The 23,842-nt window shown below is 54.4% G+C and carries 10 protein-coding genes and 1 CRISPR repeat array; of the genes, 6 read left to right on the forward strand and 4 right to left on the reverse strand.

The genetic code is table 11. The annotated features are described in order from the left end of the window. Positions 1-1,218: 1,218 nt before the first annotated feature. Positions 1,219-1,398 carry a hypothetical protein gene (locus tag HOV93_RS10485; protein ID WP_207396448.1) on the forward strand — a complete coding sequence of 60 codons (180 nt, stop codon included), beginning with the start codon at positions 1,219-1,221 and terminating at the stop codon, positions 1,396-1,398. A gap of 414 nt (positions 1,399-1,812) precedes the next feature. Further along, positions 1,813-2,052 (forward strand): hypothetical protein, encoded by a 240-nt coding sequence (locus HOV93_RS10490; protein ID WP_207396449.1) that lies wholly within the window; start codon positions 1,813-1,815, stop codon positions 2,050-2,052. Positions 2,053-2,200: 148 nt separating this feature from the next. Continuing rightward, a CRISPR array of direct repeats spans positions 2,201-2,524; the repeat unit is 36 nt; unit sequence GCTTCAATGGAGCCGCGCTCTCTCAAGCGCGGAAGG. A gap of 282 nt (positions 2,525-2,806) precedes the next feature. On the opposite strand, the gene cas4g/cas1g is transcribed toward HOV93_RS10490, so the two are convergent. Both cas4g/cas1g and cas2 read right to left on the reverse strand, forming a co-directional pair. Continuing rightward, positions 2,807-4,588 (reverse strand): CRISPR-associated endonuclease Cas4g/Cas1g, encoded by a 1,782-nt coding sequence (gene cas4g/cas1g, locus HOV93_RS10495; RefSeq protein ID WP_207396450.1) that lies wholly within the window; start codon positions 4,586-4,588, stop codon positions 2,807-2,809. Between the two features lie 11 nt (positions 4,589-4,599). Next, on the reverse strand, positions 4,600-4,890 hold the full coding sequence (gene cas2 / locus HOV93_RS10500; RefSeq protein WP_207396451.1) for a CRISPR-associated endonuclease Cas2: 291 nt from the start codon (positions 4,888-4,890) through the stop codon (positions 4,600-4,602). A 510-nt stretch (positions 4,891-5,400) separates the two neighbouring features. On the opposite strand from cas2, the gene cas7g reads away from it, so the two are divergent. Genes cas7g through cas3g form a run of 3 tightly spaced genes read left to right on the forward strand, consistent with a single transcriptional unit; the run spans position 5,401 to position 12,514 of the window. Next, positions 5,401-6,708 carry a type I-G CRISPR-associated RAMP protein Csb1/Cas7g gene (cas7g, locus tag HOV93_RS10505; RefSeq protein WP_207396452.1) on the forward strand — a complete coding sequence of 436 codons (1,308 nt, stop codon included), beginning with the start codon at positions 5,401-5,403 and terminating at the stop codon, positions 6,706-6,708. Beyond that, the gene (gene csb2 / locus HOV93_RS10510) at positions 6,705-8,378 is read left to right on the forward strand and encodes a type I-G CRISPR-associated protein Csb2 (protein WP_207396453.1); all 1,674 of its coding nucleotides are present in this window, start codon (positions 6,705-6,707) and stop codon (positions 8,376-8,378) included. Before cas7g ends, csb2 begins: the two co-directional genes overlap by 4 nt. Continuing rightward, positions 8,375-12,514, forward strand: coding sequence for a type I-G CRISPR-associated helicase/endonuclease Cas3g (gene cas3g, locus HOV93_RS10515; protein WP_207396454.1), 4,140 nt, complete (start codon positions 8,375-8,377; stop codon positions 12,512-12,514). The genes csb2 and cas3g overlap by 4 nt, the downstream gene beginning before the upstream one ends. 215 nt (positions 12,515-12,729) lie before the next feature. Here cas3g and HOV93_RS10520 read toward each other — a convergent pair whose 3' ends face one another. Further along, entirely contained in the window at positions 12,730-13,941 is a 1,212-nt protein-coding gene (locus HOV93_RS10520) for a glycosyltransferase (RefSeq protein ID WP_207396455.1), read from the reverse strand. 134 nt (positions 13,942-14,075) lie between these two features. Continuing rightward, positions 14,076-15,887 carry a glycosyltransferase gene (locus HOV93_RS10525; RefSeq protein ID WP_207396456.1) on the reverse strand — a complete coding sequence of 604 codons (1,812 nt, stop codon included), beginning with the start codon at positions 15,885-15,887 and terminating at the stop codon, positions 14,076-14,078. A 1,066-nt stretch (positions 15,888-16,953) separates the two neighbouring features. On the opposite strand from HOV93_RS10525, the gene HOV93_RS10530 reads away from it, so the two are divergent. Further along, on the forward strand, positions 16,954-23,842 hold a 6,889-nt coding region (locus HOV93_RS10530; RefSeq protein WP_207396457.1), incomplete at its 3' end, for an Ig-like domain-containing protein.

The raw sequence follows: 23,842 nt of genomic DNA on the forward strand, positions 1-23,842 counted from the left end.
CCCGATTAGAAAAGGAAATGGATAAGACTGCGGAATTCGGGGAAAGCGACGTTATTTCCCACGCAAACTACCTGCAGCAGATTTATTAGCTATTTTTCTAATGCCGACATGAAGTCTGTCGAGTTTTGTGCCCGACCAGACCTCAACAGCAGTTTCAGCTAGGCGAATATCTCCTCCTATAACGTGGAATATCGCCATCTAGCGTCGTAAGCCACAGCGTAGGCAGGTATGCCGAAATGTGGGAACTACGCATTAAATGTTCTAATACTTGGATGAGTGGTTGGATAAGCGTAAAAGGATGAAACGGCCATCTCACGAAACGTTCCCAGATTGGGTCTCTTTCGTTTAGTAAACAACTGGCTAGAAGCTTCTCGATCTAGGGGCTTAAGGCAGTCCCAGATTTATTTCCATGAAGAGCACTCGTTTTACGAAGAAAAAAAGAAAAATAATAAAATCCCACGTGCCAGACTACGAGGAAGTTATTTTGAGGGGCACTTAACTTTGTTACAGCCTCGGAACTACGGAATTAACGATCAGTCGATACAGCACTGAACTCAGGGCTTTTTAAGGTACCTAGTGTTTGAAATGCCCCCAGAAGCGAAGGCTGAAAGAAAGGCGGCAGGACAATAATTTCGAGTGGGTAGATTCAAGTGCTGCAAGCACTTCTCCGCTTACGGCAAGCGGCTGGCCATTGTGAAAGACCGACTCGTTAACGCCGAGATTCCTTACGGATATCTGGATGGAAAGCGAAAAATCGCCAGTCGCGAGTTGAGCGTTTCCAGAACGATACGGACTGCCCTGTGTTCTTGATCTGATTGAAAGCCGGAGGCACTAGGCTAAACCTAACCACTGCCAACTATGTTTATCAACTTGCCCCTTGGTGGTACCTAGCCATCGAGTCTCAGGCAATTGACCGCACCCACTACATTGGCCAAACCCAAGCCGTCTTTGCTTATCACCTGATCGCTACAAACACAGTTGAAGAAAAGAATCTCGAACCTCAATCCCAAGAGAATGAATTAGCTGAAGCAGCATAAGTCTTGGACTCAACTACGTTTAATTCAACGTTCTTCATCGCTTTCGGAACGGCATTCACTCATATCCCTTCACACGTCGGCATGTCCGTACAATCGTTGACCCTGACCTCACTGCCGACGATACTAGTGCTGCCTATCCCCCATCCCACCGAACATGAAATCCCATGGAGCCGCTATAACGATGCATGGCTTAATCAAACCGACCGGCAACAACACCTACCGTTATTTACTACACAATCTTATTACCCTCATCTTTATCCTGACTCTTTCCACAGCCTCACTGCACCCATTAAAACAAGCCCAATCAGCCGAAACACCGAGCCCACCGAACATCGTTCTCATCTTCATCGACGATAAGTAGAAGTCCGAAGGTGGATTAGATCAAGAAGTGCGGGAAAAAAAGAACTATTCAGGCCGACATGTACGGTTTGCAAATTGCGGTAGATATCGACAAATTCAGGTCTAATTTGGGCAATTAACTACACTTTGCTACACGGCGTTCTACTCGGCCCGCGTTCTTGAACGATTGCGAACCAGCCGCTGTTAACCTCTCTGTCACCAGTTCGAGTCCTTGTCAGGGAGGGGGGCAGCGCAAGCAAAGGGTAGAAATGAACGGCCCGCTCGTGAACGAAAAGAAGAACCACCAACGCGTGAATGGTACTTCTGTAAGTACGCCACTTCCCAGGCCATTCAAGCCCAAGACGCTGAAAAGGCATTCGATCAAATTTCCGCTCGCCTGGACTTGGTCCCACGACTGGAAGGAAGCACGCTCTATGTGTCCGCCTCACTAGATGGAAAGCCTGCCAAGCAGTTAAACATTTCGATCACCGATGCCAGCGGCAAACGCCACCGCGTGTCGACCGATGAAACTGGCAAAGCCAAACTAGAGGGCATCTCCGCCGGTCGTTATGCCATCAGAACCAAGTCCGTGCTAGACGAATCTGGTGAGGTGAAAGGCAAGCCGTACAACAAGACGGCACTCGTCAGCAGCCTGATCTTGGATGTCGATAAGTAGAAAAGCATTGAAGGAATTGATTGTGAAACGCGGTAACACTCGGTATTAATCACGTAAAACACCGAAGTCAGAGACTACGGTAAATATCGGTGAATTCCGGTCAAATTTGGGCGATTAACTACATTTTGCTACATCTCCAACTCATCTAGCTTCAATGGAGCCGCGCTCTCTCAAGCGCGGAAGGTCGTTGTTCAAGATCCAAGTGGCTAGGTTGTGTTCTAGCTTCAATGGAGCCGCGCTCTCTCAAGCGCGGAAGGGGGTCGGAAGCTTTCTTATCCAAATGCAGCTGGCGCGCTTCAATGGAGCCGCGCTCTCTCAAGCGCGGAAGGTTGGTTGCTTGAAATGCACGACTGCGAGGACGATTGCTTCAATGGAGCCGCGCTCTCTCAAGCGCGGAAGGGAACCCAACAACCCCAGGAAACTACGTCGTCACCGTGCTTCAATGGAGCCGCGCTCTCTCAAGCGCGGAAGGAGCAGGCCCGTAACTTGCGAATTTCACTAATGTTAGAGCCTGCTTTGCGAGAGCCATGCACCAAACTTGGGTTTAGAATCCAATGCACGGAGATTGAGTCGACGGAAATCATTGCTTAGCAATAACTTATGATCTCGCGAGCGATGGCCGGGAATTTGAGGTTGCTTGGCCGCTCGCGGGGCGAAAGAAGTAAAAAAATGGATCTGGGTTCGGCTTTTCGCTGATGTAGTTTAGCAGAATTGCTCGCGATTTCATTGCTGAATGGATAAAAATTTTGAGGGGCTATCGAGTCACAAAAACGGGATAGTTTGTTGTCTCGCCAGTTAAAACCCGGGCCAATAATCGGCATTGGATTTCCAAGATCCGCCGATAGTTGACGCGGTAGCCGAACAGTGGATGCGTTACCAGTGTGTCCATCCGCTGTTCATAGGCCCGAAAGAATGCCTTGCGGCCATCTGGGGTGAGCGCCACGGCATTTCCCGCGCGAATGAAATGCTCTGGGCGGATCATTTTCGTATTGATCGCGCTCAGCACGGCCGAGTCCGCAATCAACGGCCGGAACGGTTCCATCAAATCGAGCGCTAAGGGAGCCCGTCCGTATCGCGGTTGATGATAGAAGCCAAGAAACGGATCGAAGCCGACCGTTTGGCTAATGATCGTTAAATCTTTCGCGAGAATGCTATATGCCAGACTTAACAGGGCGTTGATCGGGTCCTTCGGTGGTCGTCGATTGCGGGAATTAAATTCAAACGTAAAGAGATCGTCCGCGCCGGAATCGGTCGGAGAGTCTTCCGGATCGTTGACCTTGATCATTCCTTGCAGATTCTGGAAGTAAACTCTCGCCGCGTTCCCTTCAATTCCCAAAAGCGATTCCTGCGAGAAAGCGGTCTCGGCATCCTCTTGCATGCATTTCAAATGAACCAGGGCCACCTTGGGCGGTTCGATATGATTCCGTTGAAGCATCGTGCGTTGATTCTTGATCTTCCCCGCGACAAGTGCCCGGGCAATGCGGAGGCAGAACGATGGCACGTCCGCCCAGCGAAATTGCTCACGGCGCAGATAAATATTCTTGACGCCCAAGCCGTGGGTGACTCCATAAAACCAACCTCCCATCGAGAAGTACGCGATCGGAATTTCTTCTGTACAGATCGCCTGAATCGCTTGAGTGGTTACCTGAATGGAACCGAACAAATTCACCTGACAGACTTCATTCAGCCGAACCTGTTGAACGATCTTCTTTTTGTCCTTGACCTGAAGGACTTTACGCGAGCATCCTACGTAGAGGCCTGGCTGATTGAGATAAAGTGGCTTGAGGTCGTCCCTTGAGGGAACCAAGCGACGAACATCCTCGTCGCCTGGCTGGTTGCTGAGATTCGCTGTGCGATTGGGTTCCACCTCGAACAGGATCATTTGCTGGCGAGAGATGGACCGAACATTGCTCATCCGCCGCGTTTCTTCGGGCAGACATACGCCCACGAGGGAACATCTCGGGCATTTCGGGCTGTCTTCCAGCGGCGGTGGAATCTCGGTGGCGTTTGCCAAACGGCGGGCAGCATCAATCTGCTGTAAGGTTTCGGCAACTAGTTGTTCATCGATCGTGAAACGTACCCGCTGCTTCGTACGGGCATAGTAAACGATCGCTTCTTCACAGACATAGCCGTTGTCACGCAGAATCAACACTTGAACCGTAAGTTGAGCCCGATCGGCGGGCCAGGCTTCGATCGAGCCATCTTCCGCCTTACAAGGTTCGCCCCGCTTATAGTCGACCGGGGTTACCAGCGAACCGTCGGTCTCCAAAAGATCCAACTTGGCGATAATGCCATACTGTTCGCTGGAAAGCGTGATACTGCGGCGATTGGCGGGCCGATCCGTTTCTAGAAGTTCGGCGGCGGGTGGAAGATCGTCTTCCTTCCCATCGACGCGGGTATGGACGTGGCTTCCTTCGATCGTTTCGAGATTATGGACGAATATTCCCTCCACATGTTCGTAGTAGAACAATCTTGGGCAATAGACATATTCGTTGATCATCCGGGCCGGAAGCAGCGCATTTTCTGCCTGAATCATGTTGCGTCCCCTTAAACGATGATGCAGGACGCATCGAGTGAAGTGTAAGCTTTGCCCAGGGCCGAGATCACACGATCGCCACGCCCTTCGACCGGTCCCAGATCAACGAACAGCACTTGGTCTTCGTAATGATGAATGATCTCGTTCAGTTCATGGCGGCATTTCGCCAAATCCACCGGCGTAAACTGGCACTCGAAGATGGAGTACTGAAGATGATCGCCAAAATCTCGCATCGTCTTGAAGACTTTGCGGAGACGCTTATCGTCGCAGATGTCGTAGCAAACCAAATAGGTATTACGCACGATCGGCCCCTTGCTAACAAAAGGGGTTACCGCGCGGAGAACCTGAAGACTCTTCAAGCCAGACAGGAAGCCCGAGTGCCATTGCCCCGGTGAAGCATCACCCTCCTGGCCGAAGAAAAGCGCCGTCACTCGGCGCGCGTTCGGCCTTAAGGTTAGCCGGCTAATACGATAGGGTCAACAAAAATGGCCTGGAAGGTCTAATAAATCATGGAAAGACTTCCGTCGACGGTTTCGCGCCGACGGAAGTCTATTGCCATACAAGCCGGCTAATAGTTCGCGTTCATAAATTATGAGGTTGCCAAAGAACAATTCGCAAAACGCTAAGGACGCTTAGCGAAACATCTGTTTGAAGAGTGTTCACATTCTATCGCCGTTTTTTAAAATCGCGACAATCGATTCGACAAAACACAAATAGCGAGTGACCAAACGTGTCACAGCTTGCATCTACGCTCCAGCCACAGTACACCAGTTGCTAACATCTCATTACGCAATATCTATCGGGGGCTTATTATGTCGTTGAAATTGAAAGATCTCCAGGAAGCCGTTCAATCGGCGGCTGCGTTTCGGTGTCGGGCTCGGTTGCAACCGGCCGGTGGCCCTGGCGATAAGGTGTTTCCACCAACCTATGCCGGATCGGTTTACGCGATGGAATGGCGACGCATTCCGGGGCAAGACGAACCGGTGCGGTGCGTGATGTTGGATTCCGTTCAAAGCCAGGCCAATCGCTGTGAAGAGGCGTTGCAAGAAGATGCCGTGGACGAAGGACGATTGAACTTGCCGGTCGTCGAAGTCGATTTCAGCGGTATTCCGATCGTCGACCCAGCCGATACCGACAAGCTTTCCGAAGGCTTGTACGAACCGATAGGCCGCGTTACTAGTCTGGAAGCACCGCATCGCGTGGCCGATGCGATTCTACGCGATAGCGAACTCAATGGTGTGGCGTTTCGTGTTTCCGAGGAAGGACGCAAGTTGTCGTTGGCCACGCTTCGTAATGCGACACCCCTTTTCGAGTTGTGCCCGACAGCACTGGTCTACGGCATTTGGGATTCCACAGGGCCGAAAGGCGGCCTCGGGGTAAAGTTCCAACGGGCAATCGTTTCGGAGATCATCGGTGTCAATGCTTCGCTGGGAGTCAAAACCAGTAGCCGGATGGATCCCTTGGCGATTCAATTGAAGGCCGGACCAATTTATCAAGGCAAAGATGGCGATTGGACCACCGACGATCAGCAAGCGGTTATGGACAAGAAGAAACCGCGACTGGTGGGGAAAGATGGCAAGCCTTCGGAGGTGAACCATGGGAACATTACCCCATCCATTTCTAGCTTGGGTAAGGACTTGCTTGATGAAGATGGCGACCGGGTCTATCAAGCCGGTGGGGTCACCATCGACTACGCTGAGCAATCGACGGTACTTTCCTTGCCCGCTTTACGTCGCTTGCGTTTTCCGCTGGATGGCGGTTTCAAAAGCGACATGAAAATCAATCTCGCCGCGCAGACGGTGTTGGCCGCGCTGGGGTTATGCGGGGCGGCGCTGGCGGCGGAGCGCGGGCTCGATTTGCGTTCGCGTTGTCTGCTGTGGCCCGAGGAAACACTACAATGGGAAATGCTCGGCAAAGCTGGCGAGAAAATCGAACAGTTCGACCTGTCTGCGGACGAGGCCATTTCTTTGCTGGACGCGGCCGTTAAGGAAGCGACGAAACTTTCGCTTCCTTGGCGAACGGAACCGCTGGTGCTGCAGCCCGCAAAGAAACTGGTTGAACTGGTTCGCAAAAGCCAAGACCTGGCCGTCAAAAGTGGTGCCGAGGAAGGGGGCGAATGATGGCCTCCCTGACCATTGAAATCGATTATCTTACCGGGCGATGCGTCGCCGCCAGCGTGGCGAACCGCGACCAGCCAGAATGGCCTCCGCACCCGGGGCGTCTGTTCATGGCGTTGGCGGCGGCTTGTTTCGAGCGAGGCGAGGATCCGGAAGAAGTCGCGGCATTAGAATGGCTTGAAAAACAAGGCGTTCCCAACATGCGGGCCAGTGCGGCATCGGTTCGCTCACTGACCAAGTGTTATGTGCCGGTGAACGACAAGATGACGGTCAACAAGGCGGTGCTTCAGTCTACCCCGGGACTGACGCGTTCCAAGCAGGAACGGAGCTATCCAACCGTCATACCGGATGCCACCTCGGTCTATTATGTTTGGCCTAATGTCACGGAATCGGAACCCTATCTGTCGGCGCTGCAACAGGTTTGCGGCGAGACGATTCGCGTCGGTCACTCCTCGTCCTTGGTTCGGGCCTGGGCCTATCTGGGCGAACCGAAACGGCATGGCGATGATTCAGCCAACTCCATCGCTTATATCTCTTGGAAGCCGACCGATGAACTTGCCCAGCAACAAGCGCGTGTCGCCGACATAGGTGAGCTGAGCCGGCTGCGGCGGGCGTGTGGCGTGGATCGGATCGAACGATTCGTGGAATTGCAGTCGAAGATTGACGGGGCCAAGGGAAAAGAAAAGAAGGCCGCGCAGCAAGAGTTTGAAGCTGATTTCCGGCAACCCTATAAGACGTCGCTACGGCCTCCCGAGCCGACTCCGCCGGTGCTTGGTACATGGCAAGGATATCGCCGCTCGGACGCAGAGTCCGAAACCGTCGCTGTGGGCGAGCACTACGACAGTACGCTAACGATCTTATCTAAGCTCGATGGCCGTAATCTTGGACTGAGTGATTGCTTAGCTTTGACACAGCGGCTACGCGAAACGGTACTTAATCGCCTAAAGAACCCCATTCCTGAATGGGTAAGCGGGCATCAACCAGATGGTTCTCCAACACAGTTTCCTCACTTAGCGTTCGTTCCGCTACCGTATGTCGGTAGTCAACATGCGGATGGCCATTTATTGGGCTTGGCGCTGGTTCTCCCTAATCGGATCTCACCCCGGGAACGGGGGAAGGTTCTTTCACCATTGCTATTTAAAGAAGGTAATCGCATTCCGGTCGAGTTATTGCTGGGCCGTTTGGGCGAATGGACATTGGACCTTGAAGCCCGCCCCGCGCCTCCCTTGGCGCTTCAGAACGAAACCTGGACTCGGGCCAGCCGCGATTGGGCGAGCGTCACGCCGGTGGTGCTCGATCGCTTTCCCAAGCAGTCTCGTTCCGAAGACCGGGCGGCTTGGGAAGCGGAAGTTGCGCGAACGATTGCCGCCGCGTGCAAACACGCGGGGCTCCCTCGTCCAGTGAACGTGTTCATCGATAAGACCTCGGTACATCAAGGGGTTCCCCGCGCCGTTCAGAAGACGCGAAAAGTCCGCGGCGCGGCCTCTCGCGAATCGTCTCCACTGGGTGATGGATTTCCCATAATGCCAACGCGCGCAGGCAAGCCTGCCCGGCCTCAAGTACATGTTCATTTGCAATTCGAGCAGCCTGTGCGGGGTCCCGTCCTAATCGGAGCGGGCCGCTACTTCGGCTATGGATTCTGCAAGCCGCTGTCGACAAGGAACAAACGATGAGTACCCCGGTAGATAATCTCCGCGCGTTGACGGTGGAAGACTTCGCGTCTTTTTATGAAGCGATTCACGGCCATACTCCGTTTCAGTGGCAACAGCGTTTGGCGAAGATGGCCTGCGTTGGCCAATGGCCCAGCACGCTCAAACTTCCCACGGCCAGCGGTAAGACGGCTGCGATCGACGCGGCCCTGTTCGCCCTCGCGTTTCAGGCTGCGGAAGCGAATCGTCCTGACGGACAAATGACGGCGGGACGGCGTATTTTCTTTGTGGTCGATCGGCGAATCATCGTCAACGACGCCCATCGCCGCGCGGAACAGATCTCCCAAAAGCTGCAAGTCGCAGCCTCCGACGAGAAAGCAGATAGTGACGCCAACATTCTCAAACGGGTCGCCCTGTGGCTGAAGCAACTTACGGGTGATGATGACGCGCCGCCGCTCGATTGCTTTGAACTTCGTGGAGGAATTTACCGCGACGATGCCTGGGTCCGTTCGCCGCTTCAACCCACGGTTTTGTCGAGCACGGTCGATCAGGTTGGTTCTCGTCTGCTGTTTCGAGGCTACGGCGTCTCGGACCGCAACCTGCCCATCCATGCCGCGCTGACCTCCCACGATAGCTTGATCTTCCTAGACGAGGCCCACTGCTCGCGCCCCTTTGGTGAGACGATGCACTGGATCCAACGGTATCGCGGTGAACCTTGGGCGGACGAAACGCTGAAGCTTCCTTTTCAATTCGTACAGATGACGGCGACGCCGACCGAAAGAGATGATGACTCTAATATCCTGGAGTTGACGGAAGAAGATTACGCTACGGACGAACCACTAAGAAAGCGCCACGACTGTCCTAAACCAGTCCAGTTGGTTCTCGCGGAAAAGGCAAAAGCTTCCAAACTGTCGAAGGTCTTGTCGGACAAAATCGTCAAACAGGCTCTGCAATTGGTAGAAGAACAGGGTTGCCGACGCATTGCCATAGTGGTTAACCGCGTGGCAATCGCCCGGAAGGTATTTCAACAACTCCAGGAATTGAAAAAAGAAGCCGTTTCGCTGATGATCGGGCGAATGCGACCGCGGGACCGCGATAAGATGACGCCTGAACTTTTGGCAACTTTCGGGGCGAAGGAAGGTAAAAGTACGCAGGAGGACACAACACGTTTCGTCGTTGCAACGCAATGTTTGGAAGTGGGGGCGGATCTCGATTTTGATGGCATGGTCACTCAATGTGCCAGTCTAGACGCGCTGCGGCAACGCTTTGGACGACTCGACCGCTTGGGTGGATGGAACGCACAGCGGAACAAACCGGTTCGCGGCGTGATCGTGGCGGCGGAAGGAGACGTTCCCCCAAAAGAAAAGCTTCCCGATACCACGAAGAGCAACCCGCTCGATCCCATTTATGGCAACGCCTTAGCCCATACATGGCATTGGTTGCAAGAGAAAGAAGCCGAATCAGCCGATGGGACGATTGACTTCGGCATCCGTTCGTTCGACGCGAAGCTGGAAGCGATGGAGGAAGAAGACCGTGTTCAACTTCTAGCTCCTAGTGAATCCGCTCCCATCCTAATGCCAGCCCACATGGACCTGCTTTGCCAAACGGCGCCACGGCCAACGCCGGAGCCGGACGTCAGCCACTATCTGCATGGGCCACGCGACGTTTCACCCGATGTCCGAGTGTGTTGGCGGGCCGATCTAAATTTGACACCATCCTCAGAGCAAAAGAATCGCTGGATCTCCACCATTCAAACGTGCCCTCCCACTTCGGCGGAATGCATGCCGGTTCCATTGTACCTCTTTCGCCAGTGGCTTCGCGGTGAACGCGGGGAAGACGCTTCAGGCGATGTTTTGGGAGAAGCGGTCGATGCGACGGACGGCTCAGACGATCCCAAGTATACGCGACACGAGGTTCTGTTGTGGCGCGGAATTGAAAAGCCAAATCGTCCCGGCAGCATTCAAATCGATGGCCGGTCGGTAGCGGAGATTCGTCCCGGCGAAACCATTGTCATTCCCATCGAACAGGGAGGCTGGGAATTCTTTGGCCACGTTCCCGCGCACTCCGAAGGAGTCTCTTCCGAGTTTACGGCGCGAGAACTTTATCAAGCGGGGATTGGGCAAGAGGCTGCCTTGGGCTCTCGGTTTGAATCGGCTGTGAAAGCCTATAAAGAAATCGCGCCGCTGGATATCGCCGACCATGGATTTCTTCAGAGTCGCCGGAAAGTGATTCTACGATTTCATCCCAAATTAAAGACAAAAGGCGATCTAGGTAAACTTTGCGAACGCGTTCTCAAAGAATTTGGCGACCCTGACAAAGATCTATCTCTCAAAACGTTGAAAGACCTCGTTCAAGATTTCCTTGCGAATAGGAACCAATCGACCGAAACCAAAGAGATATTCCAGCGAGCGCTGCTGGAACTCCTAAAGGAGCCAAAATTCATTCTCGGCGGAAAAATATTCCGATACGAAGGGGGACTGGCTTGGATATCCAAGCGACTCGAAAAGCAGGTAGCCGATGCACTCTTATGTCACGCCGCACTTCCTCTAGCTTCGTTTGGAGACGAAGACGACGAACTTAGTTACTCAGGGTCGATCTCGCTTTCACAACATTTGGTGGACGTCGAACAAGCGGCGAAGCGTTTCAGCCAGGCAGCCGAATTGACGGCCCCCCTTCATTCCACCACGACGATGTCGGCCCGGTTGCATGACCTCGGTAAAGCCGACCCGCGATTCCAAGCGATGCTTCTCGGCATGCCGCTTTCCATTGCCTATATGCAGCCCATGTTAATGGCGAAATCGGACCAGGGACGATCCGCCAACCCCACGGAATTGCCGGAACACTTTCGTCACGAAATGCCTTCGGTAGACTTAGTCGATCGGTTTGATTTGGAATCTGTCGATAGAGAACTGCTGAAGCATCAGATTGCCGCTCATCATGGATATGCCCGGCCCTTCGCGCCAATTTGTATCGACGAGAAGCCTGAGGGGATCGAGCTGAATTCCCTGGGAGGGCCCACGTTCTCGGAAACCGATCGTCAGAACATGTTGCCATTGCACCGCCTCGATTCAGGCATTGCCGAGCGATTTTGGAATTTGAATCGAACGTTTGGCTGGTGGGGCTTAGCGTACCTAGAAACGGTCGTCCGCTTGGCTGATTGGCAGGCGAGTGCTTCGCCTGGGGATGGCCAATCGAAAGTTCAACTGCCCTCGATTCGTTCCACGGATACTGGGACTTCAACCGAGGCTGGCCATTCGGAATTCAAACTGCTGGGAATCGATGGTAGCAATCCGCTCGGCTTCTTAGCAGCGCTCGGCGTGCTGCGGACATTGGATACGGCCCGTCCCTCGTCAGTCTTCATGAATTGGGCCCACATCGAAGGAGCTTGGAGGCCTGTCATTCAAATTGATGATACGCTTGCGACGGACAACGAGACGCTGCTCGCCCTGCTGACCGATCTGCTGGTCGTATCTGAAATAGACAGCTATCCCCCACTTCGCCTGAGCGAGTTCATCGATTCGGTAGGCATGCGTCAAGCCTTCGCGAATGCCGCCCAGATGGCCAGCCTTACAGATCGCTGCGATGCGGACTGGCTGAGCTGTAACGGGTCGGATTTGGTCGACAAAACCGTAATTTCACAGCTTCAGACAACGCGGCGCGATTATCATCCCATCAACGTACGGGGGCTTTTGGAAAACACGACGCGCGAACATCTACAACGATCCCTTTTCGAGCCCTGGGACTATGGCGATCCCTTAGCAGGCGTATCGCTGCACCTCGAACCGCGTGAGGACCGGCGACACGCTTATCAATGGCACATGCCCAGTGGCGACCCCACGAAAAGTAGTTCCGGTGGGATGATCGGCGCGAATCGGTTGGCTCTTGAAGCTTGGCCTCTATTTCAATCACTTCCACGTGGCGAGAAACTAACAACCGTGGGTTTTCACACGGCACGCGGAGCCGGAACCCGTTTCACATGGCCCATCTGGAACCGCCCGATCTCGCTCACCGTCGCCACAAGCCTGCTTGCCTACCAAGGACTTCAGGCAGAAACAGTTGACCATGCCCAATTAAAGCCACTCGGAATTGCGGCCACCTATCGGTGTAATCGTATCTTAGTAGGTAAGACACCTAATCTAACGGTACCCACCTCATGCTAATTCAACCAGATGCGGATAGCCGTTCCGAGCGGTAGCGACCGAAAAGTGCTCATGGCAAGATCTTGAAAAGTTGAAAGAGTATTAGTCGTGGACTCAACAACACTTTTTTCAACTTCCAGATGAGTTCGGCACAAATCGTTATATAGCATGAGGTTAGAGCACATACCCTTTGAAATGCCAAGGCATTTATTCTCCCAATCCAAATCAATGGCCCATTAAAACTGTACCATTGATTTGGATTGGGAATTGGGTGACGACTCAATACCTTTGATAATCTGCTCGACACAGGCGTCGATCGCATCGACCGGGTTGAACCAGCGAAGCTTTTTGGCAAATGCTTGGGCGCGCTCGCCGAATTCGCGGTTGTTCAGAAGTGTTCCCAATTGCTGGATTGCTTGCCTTGGTTGTTCGGGAGAGGCATCCAGCGCGACTCCCATCTTTACGGTTCGATGCGTGAGCAACGCCTGTTCGAATGTGAGGGGAATCTGCAAGATCGGTTTACCGGCGAGAAGCAGGTCGCAGGTCGTGCCGTGGCTTCCATTGAGGATCGCGATGTCACACCAACCCCGTACCGATTCCATGGGCAAAGTGCCTTGGTGAAGTTGGACATTGGGAGCAACGACCGACGCAAGATGCTTCATATTCAAACCGTCCCCCACCACAACCGCCGGAAGGCCTTGCCCGCTGATCCAACGCAACAGATCGGTGACCGCCTTGGCGGGCTTCAAATAGACGAACACCTTTGGCTTTTTCCCCTGGGGCCAATCGAGTGCCGGATCGGCCGCCGCGGCATCCTTGTTTTTGGCCTGCTGAGTGCTACCCGCCCATGCGCCAAGGTAATGTCCCGTCGTACGTTGAGGATAATGATCGAGCTCCGCAAACGTCGTCAGCAGGTTGACGTCCATGTCTCCATAGATTTGCCCAATGCGCTCAATCTCCGGCTGCTTCTCACTCAGCAGAACGGAATTAATACGATCCACAAGAATCAATTCATGATGCTGGCGATCCGCGGCCTCCATCGGTCGCCAGGGGGCCATCGGTGGCAAAGGAAATTCGTCTACCGGACAGCAAAACCCGGTGCCAATCGTCATCTGGAACGCTTGTCGACCACGCGCGGCAAGCATTGCCGTAGGACTATGGTCAAAGAGAAGCAGATCAGGCTGCAATAGATCGAACAAGTTGCGCCAGGCCGACAACATCGCTTTCAGCTCTCGCGATTCCTGGTAACCCATATTCGCTAACAAATGGGCAAACGTCGAAGGGGTGGGATTGTACGGCACTGCTCGACTTATCTTCACCGGTGCTTGAAAAAGACGAACATCAAGATCAGTGAGAAATACCGCCGCGCGCTTCAAATCCTTGACAATCATGATCACGCGATGACCAGCGTCGAGTAATCGCTCTGCGATGGGGCGGAAACGTCCCACGTGACCAAATCCCCCTCCCAATTCCCATGTAAAAACGATGTTCGCCATAGTTGACCTGGGTTTAAGTAGGCATTTCTTACGCCGAACTTTGGTCGGCATGCGAGTGCGTGAATCTAAATCGATGATCCGATCTGTTACGGATCATTAGCAAAGCAGGCTTCCAGCGGAGAGTTCTTAAAGTAATTTTCTAGCTGCTCATAGTTCGCTATTTCACTGCGAAGTTCATCGCCAACTTTGATCGTCTTGGGTTCCGGACATGGCAGGTCATCGAGCTGCAAGTGGTTGGTAATACTCCGCCATGGTACCTCAGGTTCTTCGTCCAACTCTTCGTACCACACTGTGAGCCGCTGCTGCTGAGGAACCAACGATTCAAACAAGTTCCATCGCTCGTCATAAGCATAGCAGTCCTGCTCGAATTCGAGCGGATCAACATACACCGGGCTCGTCTTGGGTACTTCTTCGTCTCGATAGACTTGCCAGTGACGGAGCTGGCTCGCCTTGGCCATCGAGACAAAGCGTGCCAGATGGTTTCGACGTTTCAGCGCGATAAAGCGAAACTCCGGATCGTCCGCTAACTTCTGCCAGACATCGGACCAAGGGCCAACGCCATGCACGAGGTGCAGCAAGAACCCCGGCATCGCCCCGCGTGGCGAGCCCCCTAGGCCATGCAAAACTTGGCTGGTGGTCATTTGACGATACGCTTCGGTTTTGGGGGATTCGTCGTTAAATATCTCGTCATGAATATCGACGCCCGGGTGCTGCATGAGCATTGTGCGAAGCATGTGCGTTCCGCAACGCGGATGGCTTATCAACGCAAATCGCTTGGGTGCGACGTCTGCTTCTTCCCGCGTCGTGCGCCTGGCGTTGTTCAGATGCGACACCACCTGGGCGCGGCGGTAAACCTGATGGTGTCTTCGGGAAATCTCTTTCAATTGCAGCACCTGGTGGACTTGCTTCAGAGCATCATTCTGCGTTTGCGAATTGGATGCCTCGAGCTGTTTCTGGATGGCATCGGCGAGGGCCTGGCTGTTGTTGGGAGGACAAAATTGAATTGCCCCCGGCGCGATCAGGTCGTATTCGCGCAGCGACGGCAGGTCCGACGCGAGAACCGGTTTGCGGTGACTGATCCAACTGGAAATCGATCCCGAGGCGGCCGATTGCAGAAAGGGACAAACGGCCAGGTCCGTTGCCGCCAGGTAATAGTCCAATAGTTCGTCGGGAAGGTAGCCTGTGATCCGAATACGCTGCACCAGTCCCTGCTTTTCGATGAAGGAAACCAACTGCTCGGCATAACTCTGGCTGGAACCGATGTCAGCAGGTCGTCCGGCCAGCACGGCAAAACAGTTCTGAGGGAGACGCGAAAACGCTTCCAGAAAAACGTGATAGCCCTTTCGGAAGTAGATCTTGCCTAGCACTGTAATGACCGGAGTATCAGGCAACCCCAACATGCGCTTCGCCTCGTCTTTCTCCGCGACAATGCGCCGCGGCTCGACGAAATGGGGCATGATGTAAAGTTTTTCGGAAGGTACATACGGCAAGAGTTTCTCGCGATCCTGGCGGGTAAACACCAATAGCTGGCAGCACATCGACGCGAGTTTCGCGATTTGCTGGCAGGCGTTTTCATTGCACGACGCAGTCGATACATCGTGAATGGTGGCGACGATCGGTGCGCGCGTTCGCTCGAAGAATTGAAACGTGACGTGATCGCCTGGCCCGATCTCGGGCGCGAGCGTTATGCTGCCTCGCAGGCATCGCAGTTGGACATGAGCGATATCGACTTGGGAAAGCTTCTGAGCAACGATGCAAACCGAAGCCGGATCAGGACCGGCCAGAACTTCGTCGCCTATCGTCGCATGCTGATAACGCTTGAATCCCCAGGAAAGTATCTCGCTGTACCGACGAATGCCATCGTTGGGTTGCCCAGCGTGTAGAAGTCCAATTTTCATCGGGTACTCCGGAGAAACTTAGCGGGAAAAGTCCCAGGGATTCTAACGCACGCTCAGCGCACAGCAAACTGTTTCGATGACGATTACTCTTTGGTGCGTTGGTCCGAAGCGAATATTACTTGGTCGTAGTTCGCTGAAGCGTGCCCTTTCACGATTCGTTGCCAAAGCTTTTAGACCTCGTCGCCATTGCTGGAACGTGCGGACCGTGCTTTCGTCGTTAGCACAAAAGTTGAATGTGAATCGGATCGCAATCGCTATACCGGCTGGCGAGGCTCGATAGCGCCGATACATGTGCACGCCACGTTGCCGGTGAGCTATCCGGCGCTAACTTGTTTCACGCATTGCGCAAACAGTAGTCCCATTCTTCGCTCTTAAGTTGTCGCGAAAGTTCTTGGAGCGCGCGTCCATTTTCTCCCGAAGGGCCAGAACTGAAAACGGTTGAACTCATAGATCGATAGGGCTCCAAATGTGCAAACACGCCCGATATGCCAATTAGTTCCGCCAGGGCTTAGAATGGCCGTAGCGCATGAGCGTACAATCTGAAACTCAAATATTTCAAAAATTACATTAAACGTAGTTGCAATCTTTATATTGCAATGATTAAATCCAACGCAGCCCTTCAAGGGGGTATCGCGACCTCGCACGGTGACCCTCGTTCAGGTGGTCCATTTCGGGATTGAAATAATGACACTTTTCGCAGAAGGCAGGACAATGTCTGCGTGTGCAACTCGTCAACGGCTTGGAAGAATTTACAAACGCTTTGAAAGTATGTGGTTACATTGCTTTTTTCAAAATTCTTTTTACCGATTCAACACTTAGGCCCTGCGAAGTTCTTCGCAAGTAGTTCACGCCGTCGTTTTTGTGGTCTGAGTGTCAGAAATAAGTAACAGTCCTTTCGGACTACACCTTACCGGCTAAGTTCCTACCACCCAAGTCAGGGATAACTCGCGACTCGCCTGAACTCGATCGGGCGGATCCTGGCATCTTGGCTCCACCGATTTCCAGCGTCTTGTGAAAAATTGGCTCCGCCATATTGAGAAATACCCAATCTAAGAAGGCAATTCTTATGGTTTCGCTCAACGAATGGTTTGCTAAAACGTGGTTCGCTCACTACAAGCGACGGCAGCGTGAACGTCAGCGAATTAAGAACCACCAGGCTCGCCTGGAGCAGTTCGAGCCTCGGCAGGCGCCCGGCGGTTTGGTCCATGTATGGATGGACGATGTTCTTGCCAACTGCGGCTTCCGCGGCTGGGAAGATGGGCCGGCCGCGTTCGATGCGGACCAGAGCCAACCCACGACCAAGAGGCTTGGTAGTAAGGGGTGGAGCGGCCCTGGTAGCGACGCGAATGAGAGCAGCGAGACCTGGCAGCGCCATCAGAACGAGCGCTCGCTGCAGAGCGAAACAGAGCAAACCGAAGTACAGGCAAATCGCGCTTCGACCAATCGCCTCGATCGTGCGCCGTTGACCGAGAGCGAGATCGTCGGCAATTTGTGGGATGACAATTCCTGGTCGGTACCTGTCGTCTCCTCCGATGACTTCCGGTTGAATCAACGGTTCTCGGGAAATTCTGGGGGAGGCTCCGATTCATTCAACGGCATCTTTGGACGCAGCGCGCTTTCCCATGCGCCGTCAGCCATAAGTCCGCTCCAGGGCGGGCCAAGTGGTAGCAGTTCATTGTCCGAAAGCAGTGCCCTGCCAGTCTCGCCGACGGCGGGCGCGAATTCCGCGAGTGATGGAAACCAATTCTTCCGCATTTCACCTGGTAGCCAGAATCCGATCACGCCTCAGCAGCCGAGTGCTGCGCCGATCGAATTCGATGCCGTGGGTACGGTGATTTCTGCCGATCGTATCGTCGTTCATGGCACGCTTCCCGAAGCCGTGGAGCATGAAACGCATGTTGAGATTTACAGCAGCGACGATGAACAGCTCAATGCACAAGATCGGTATTTAGGCACCGCCCAACTGCGTTCCGGTGAAAACGGTACCCAGTTCCAAGCACTGCTGAATATCGATGCCAGTTCCGCTGGGAATCTATTGGTTCGCTTGCCTCATTTTCCGAATGCTTTCGGCAAAGTCGATATCTCGGAGCAACCGCTGGAAGACTTGGATGACGATGGCATCGCCAGCTTGATCGAGTCGCTTGCTGCCAACAATGGTGATGGCAACCAGGACGGCGTTGCCGACCAAGACCAGGGGCATGTCGCCAGCTTCTTTTCAGGTACGGCCGGCTCTGTTGTGACGATCGACGCCACCGCAGGCCAACTGAAGAACGTGTCGACCACGCTCGCATCGGAAAAACCGGCAGAGCGAGTCTCACTTCCTTACGGCGTTTTTGACTTCACCGTCGAGGACGTCGAAGTGGGTGGTGTCACGGTGGTCGAGGTAACGCTGCCAGAGGATGCACGACCCAGTAGCTACTACAAGACCGATCCGGCAACCGGCCAGTGGGAGCGATTCGGTTTTGATGGAACGACGGGTGCGATCATCGATGGAAACAAGATTTATCTCTACTTGCAGGATGGGGGTCGAGGCGATGCCGATGGCATTGCGAACGGCGTGATCGTTGACCCAGGCGGGCCAGGCATCGACGACGGTGTCATTTCGCTACCTGGCCTGGCGGACAGCGTCTTGACCGGTTGGACGGTTGCGGAAAGTGGTGGCGTTCAATCCCCCGGAACGGTCCAGGAAGTCGACGGCGATATCGTGCTGACCGAAGGAGATTCGTTCCTGGTGACGCTCCAAAAGAGTGTCGTGATTCCAGAAAACCCGGAAGTATTGACGTTCGATTTTATTGCCACGTTTGACAGCGCCGACGATGACTTCATTAACGACGCGTTCGAAGTCGCACTGGTAGATCAGAACGGAATGCCAGTCGTTCCCGTCTTCCAGAGCAATCGTGATGCCTTTTTCAACTGGACTGAGGATGAAACCGCCGCTGCCGGAAGTTCGACCTCGTATGTGGGCCAAACGGTCGAACTCGATATCTCGGACCTAGCCGTGGGACGTACCTATGACGTCGTCTTCCGCCTGGTCAATAACGATGATGACACGACGACAACCGTAACGCTTGTCGGTGCCGAGCCTCCGGCTGTGGCCCAGGACGACGCATTCACCGTTTCTGAAGATAGCATCGACAACGTTTTTGATGTGCTGGCAAACGATACCGGCATAGGGCTTTCGATCTCCGACATCAGTCTTGGTTCTGCTGGCGGTTCGCTGTCGATCGTGGGTGACAAGCTGAATTACTCGCCAGCGAGTGACTTCTTCGGTACCGAGACATTCACCTATACCCTCATTGACGAGAACGGCAACACAGACAGTGGCGAGATCACAGTCACGGTGACCGAGGTCAACGATAGCCCAACGGCAGCGGACGATAGTTTTAACGTCGATGAAGACGGTTCCCGAACGCTGACTGGCGTGGAACTAACTGGGAACGACAGCAAGGGCCCGGCCAACGAATCGAGCCAAACGCTGAGCGTTACTGCCGTCGGTACCGCTTCGCACGGCACGGTGACTCTAAACCCGGATGGCTCCGTCACATATACGCCGGATGCAGACTACGTCGGTCCCGATAGCTTCACATACACCGCCACCGACGACGGCACGACCAACGGCGTTGCCGACGCGAAGAGCTCCACCGCGACCGTTTACTTCACCGTAGGACCCGTCAACGATCCGCCCACGGCCACGAACGATGGTTACACCGTCGCGGAAGATTCCTCGGCGAACCTGCTGGAAGTATTGGCCAACGACTCGATCGATCCTGATACAGGTGAAACGCTTTCCATTCAAAGCGTCGGTGCGGGTTCTCAAGGGGGAACGATCACGATCGTAGGGGACAAGATCTCCTATACACCGCTGGCCGATTTCTACGGAACAGAAACGTTCTCGTACACGATCAACGACGGCACGCCCGGTAGCACGGATTCGGCGACGGTCACCATCACGGTAAGCGAAGTCAACGCCCCTCCGACGGCGGCGGATGATAGCTTCACGATTGACGAAGATCAGCAGCGCACGTTCACCATCGCAGAGATTACCAGCAACGACACCACGGGGCCTGCCAATGAAAGCAGCCAGACGCTCACCATTACCTCGGTCGGTAGTGCGTCGCATGGTTCGGTTCAACTCAATGGCGATGGAACGATTACCTATGTGCCGGAAGCCGATTACAGCGGCTCGGACAGTTTTACCTATACCGTTACCGATAACGGCACAACCAACGGGGCCGCCGATCTGCTTTCCGCAACGGCAACCGTCCATTTGACGATCACGGCGGTGAATGATCCACCGGTTGCCGTCGCCGATACTTACGGCACAACCGAAGGAGTGACCCTCAATGTTTCCTCGACCGACGGCGTCTTGTCGAACGATACCGATACCGAATCGCAATCGCTGACGGCCGAACTGGTACAGACGACCGGCGATGGTACCCTGACGCTCTCCAGTAACGGCTCATTCACTTACGTTCCCGATTCTGGATTCACGGGAATCGACACGTTCACCTATAAAGCCAAAGATGCCAGCGGAGCCTATTCCGAAACCACCCAAGTGACGATTCAGGTAGGGCCTGGCAGCTTTGTTGTCCCCGGCGATCCCGAGAAACTTTACGTGTTTGAAGTGGAGATCGAAGCGGTCAACCTGAGTGCTTCCTACCACAACGAGCTAGGGCTGTACATTGTCAACAATGCCCAAGGAGAAGTGGGTGGCCTGTTGCCGGACGAAAGTAACGGCTACGCGTATGCGGCGCTAACCGATGCGACTCGGCAAGTCGTCTTCGCCCAACCGGAAGACAATGAGGATCTCGAGGGGCAAACCTACCAGGTGATCGTCCCAGGTGGTTCGCAGATCGCATTCTATCTGGCCCAGAATACGACGACTCAGAACATTATCAACAACAACACCAACAATGTTTCTTCGAAGGCGCATGCTTTCTTCTCGTTCAAAGATGCCAACCCTGACCAAGACGATAACAACTCCAGCATCGAGTTCGAGCATTTCCGAGTCAGTACGTTGGCCAACGGCAAGCTCTTGTACGATGTCGAAGATCTGGATGGAGGTGGCGACCGAGACTACAACGATCTATCGTTTTCTGTCGGTACGACTCCTATTGAAGTCTCAGGGGGCGTCAAGTTCCTGGTCGCCGATAGCAACGCCGATCGCACCTATCTCTACACGTCGGACGGAACCTGGGTAGGCCAACCGCAACTCGATGCCAGCAACGCGAACGTTCGCGGCATCACCAGCACATCGACCGGCGACTATCGCTGGACCGTCGACGACAGCGGAGATGTGTTCGTCTATGACAGCGAAGGAGCCAAGCTGGGCCAATGGACGATTGACGCGACGGTTTCCCCGGAAGGGATCGCCACCGACGGAACCAACTTGTGGATTGTCGATACCGCCAACGACGAGGTCCTGTACTTTGCCGGAGCCGCCTCGATCGGATCGGCCACCGAGCTCCTTTCAGGTACTCAATCTGCCACAAGCTCTTTCTCGCTCGACGCTGCAAACTCGGCCGCCAAAGGCATCACCACCGACGGGACAACGATTTGGGTTGTCGACGATGGGGCGGACAAGGTTTTTGTCTATTCTGCCTCGAGCGGTTCCCTGCAAGGAAGCTGGAGTCTTGACAGTAGCAACGCAAACGCGGGCGGAATCACAATTGGTGCTCAGAGTGGTTCTACCTCGTTGTGGGTCGTCGACTATAACGACAACATCGTTTACCACTATGGGAGTTCCACGACGGTAACCAGCGGAAGCTTGTCCGCCACCGATACATTTGAGCTGGGAATGGGCAACTTCGACGCCCAGGGTATCGCCGATCCGATCATAGAAGCCGGCGACACGATCGGCACGGCCTATTCCGTGTCGCTGACCAATGGCGTCCAAACACAGATCGAAGCAGAGATCGGTGATGGCGCGTACGGTGGTTACGACGTCGACATGTTCCAGATCTCCCTTGGTGCTGGCGAAACGCTCTCGGCCGACGTCGACTCGTACCAACTGGATGACGGCTCCTTCTGGGCGTACGGCGGTCATGCGCATCTCCGCCTGTTCGACAGCTCCGGCAATCAGGTCGCCAATGCCGATTACGCTGGCGGCAGTGACCCGGACTCCGGCTACGGCGGTGATCCCGTTCTGAACTACACCTCGAACTCCGGGGGAACGTATTACCTGGGTGTCTCTTCCGATGGCAACGAGTCCTATAGCGCTTATTCCACCGGCTCCGGCTCTACGGGCAACACATTCCAATACGAGCTGGAACTTAACCGAGATTACGGCGGCGGATCGTCGAACGATATCGGCGACACAATCAGCTCCGCTCAATCGGTGAATCTCACGATAGGGGTTGAAACACAGATCGATTCGGAGATCGGCGATAGCGCCTATGGTGGACTCGACGTCGATATGTTCCAGATCACTCTTGGTGCTGGAGAAACGCTATCGGCTGACATCGACTCGTATCAACTGGATGACGGCTCCTTCTGGGCGTACGGCGGCCATGCGCACCTTCGCCTGTTCGATAGCTCCGGCAACCAGGTCGCCAACGCGGATTACGCCGGCGGCAGCGATCCGGACTCCGGCTACGGCGGCGATCCAGTTCTGAACTACACATCGACCTCAGGGGGAACGTATTACCTCGGCGTCTCTTCGGACGGCAACGAGTCTTACAGCGCGTATTCGACCGGCTCCGGCTCTACGGGCAACACATTCCAATACGAGCTGGAACTTAACCGAGATTACGGCGGCGGATCGTCGAACGATATCGGCGACACAATCAGCTCCGCCCAGGAAGTCAACCTAACCATTGGCGTCGAGACGCAGATTGATTCGGAAATCGGCGACAGCGCCTATGGCGGGCTCGACGTGGACATGTTCCAAATCACTCTCGGCGCTGGCGAAACGCTATTGGCGGATATCGACTCGTACCAGCTGGATGACGGCTCCTTCTGGGCGTACGGCGGCCATGCGCATCTCCGCCTGTTCGACAGCTCCGGCAATCAGGTCGCCAATGCCGATTACGCTGGCAGCAGCGATCCGGACTCCGGCTACGGCGGCGATCCAGTCTTGAATTACACCTCGACCTCTGGCGGAACGTATTACCTGGGCGTCTCCACCGATGGCAACGAGTCATACTATCCCCATTCCACCGGTTCGGGCTACGGCGGCAGCACGTTCCAGTATGAACTCGAACTCAACCGAGATTATGGCGGCAGTTCGTTCAACGACATCGGCGACACGATCAGCTCCGCCCAGACGGTCAACCTCACCAATGGGGTCGAGACGCAGATTGATTCGGAGATCGGCGACAGCGCTTATGGCGGGCTCGACGTCGATATGTTCCAGATCACCCTCGGAGCTGGAGAAACGCTATCGGCCGATATCGACTCATACCAACTGGATGACGGCTCCTTCTGGGCGTACGGCGGCCATGCGCACCTTCGTTTGTTCGATAGCTCTGGCAACCAGGTCGCCAATGCCGATTACGCTGGCGGCAGTGACCCGGACTCCGGCTACGGCGGTGATCCCGTTCTGAACTACACCTCGAACTCCGGGGGAACGTATTACCTGGGTGTCTCTTCCGATGGCAACGAGTCCTATAGCGCTTATTCCACCGGCTCCGGCTCTACGGGCAACACATTCCAATACGAGCTGGAACTTAACCGAGATTACGGCGGCGGATCGTCGAACGATATCGGCGACACAATCAGCTCCGCTCAATCGGTGAATCTCACGATAGGGGTTGAAACACAGATCGATTCGGAGATCGGCGATAGCGCCTATGGTGGACTCGACGTCGATATGTTCCAGATCACTCTTGGTGCTGGAGAAACGCTATCGGCTGACATCGACTCGTATCAACTGGATGACGGCTCCTTCTGGGCGTACGGCGGCCATGCGCACCTTCGCCTGTTCGATAGCTCCGGCAACCAGGTCGCCAACGCCG

It is taken from the genome of Bremerella alba (assembly GCF_013618625.1).
GTDB lineage: Bacteria > Planctomycetota > Planctomycetia > Pirellulales > Pirellulaceae > Bremerella > Bremerella alba.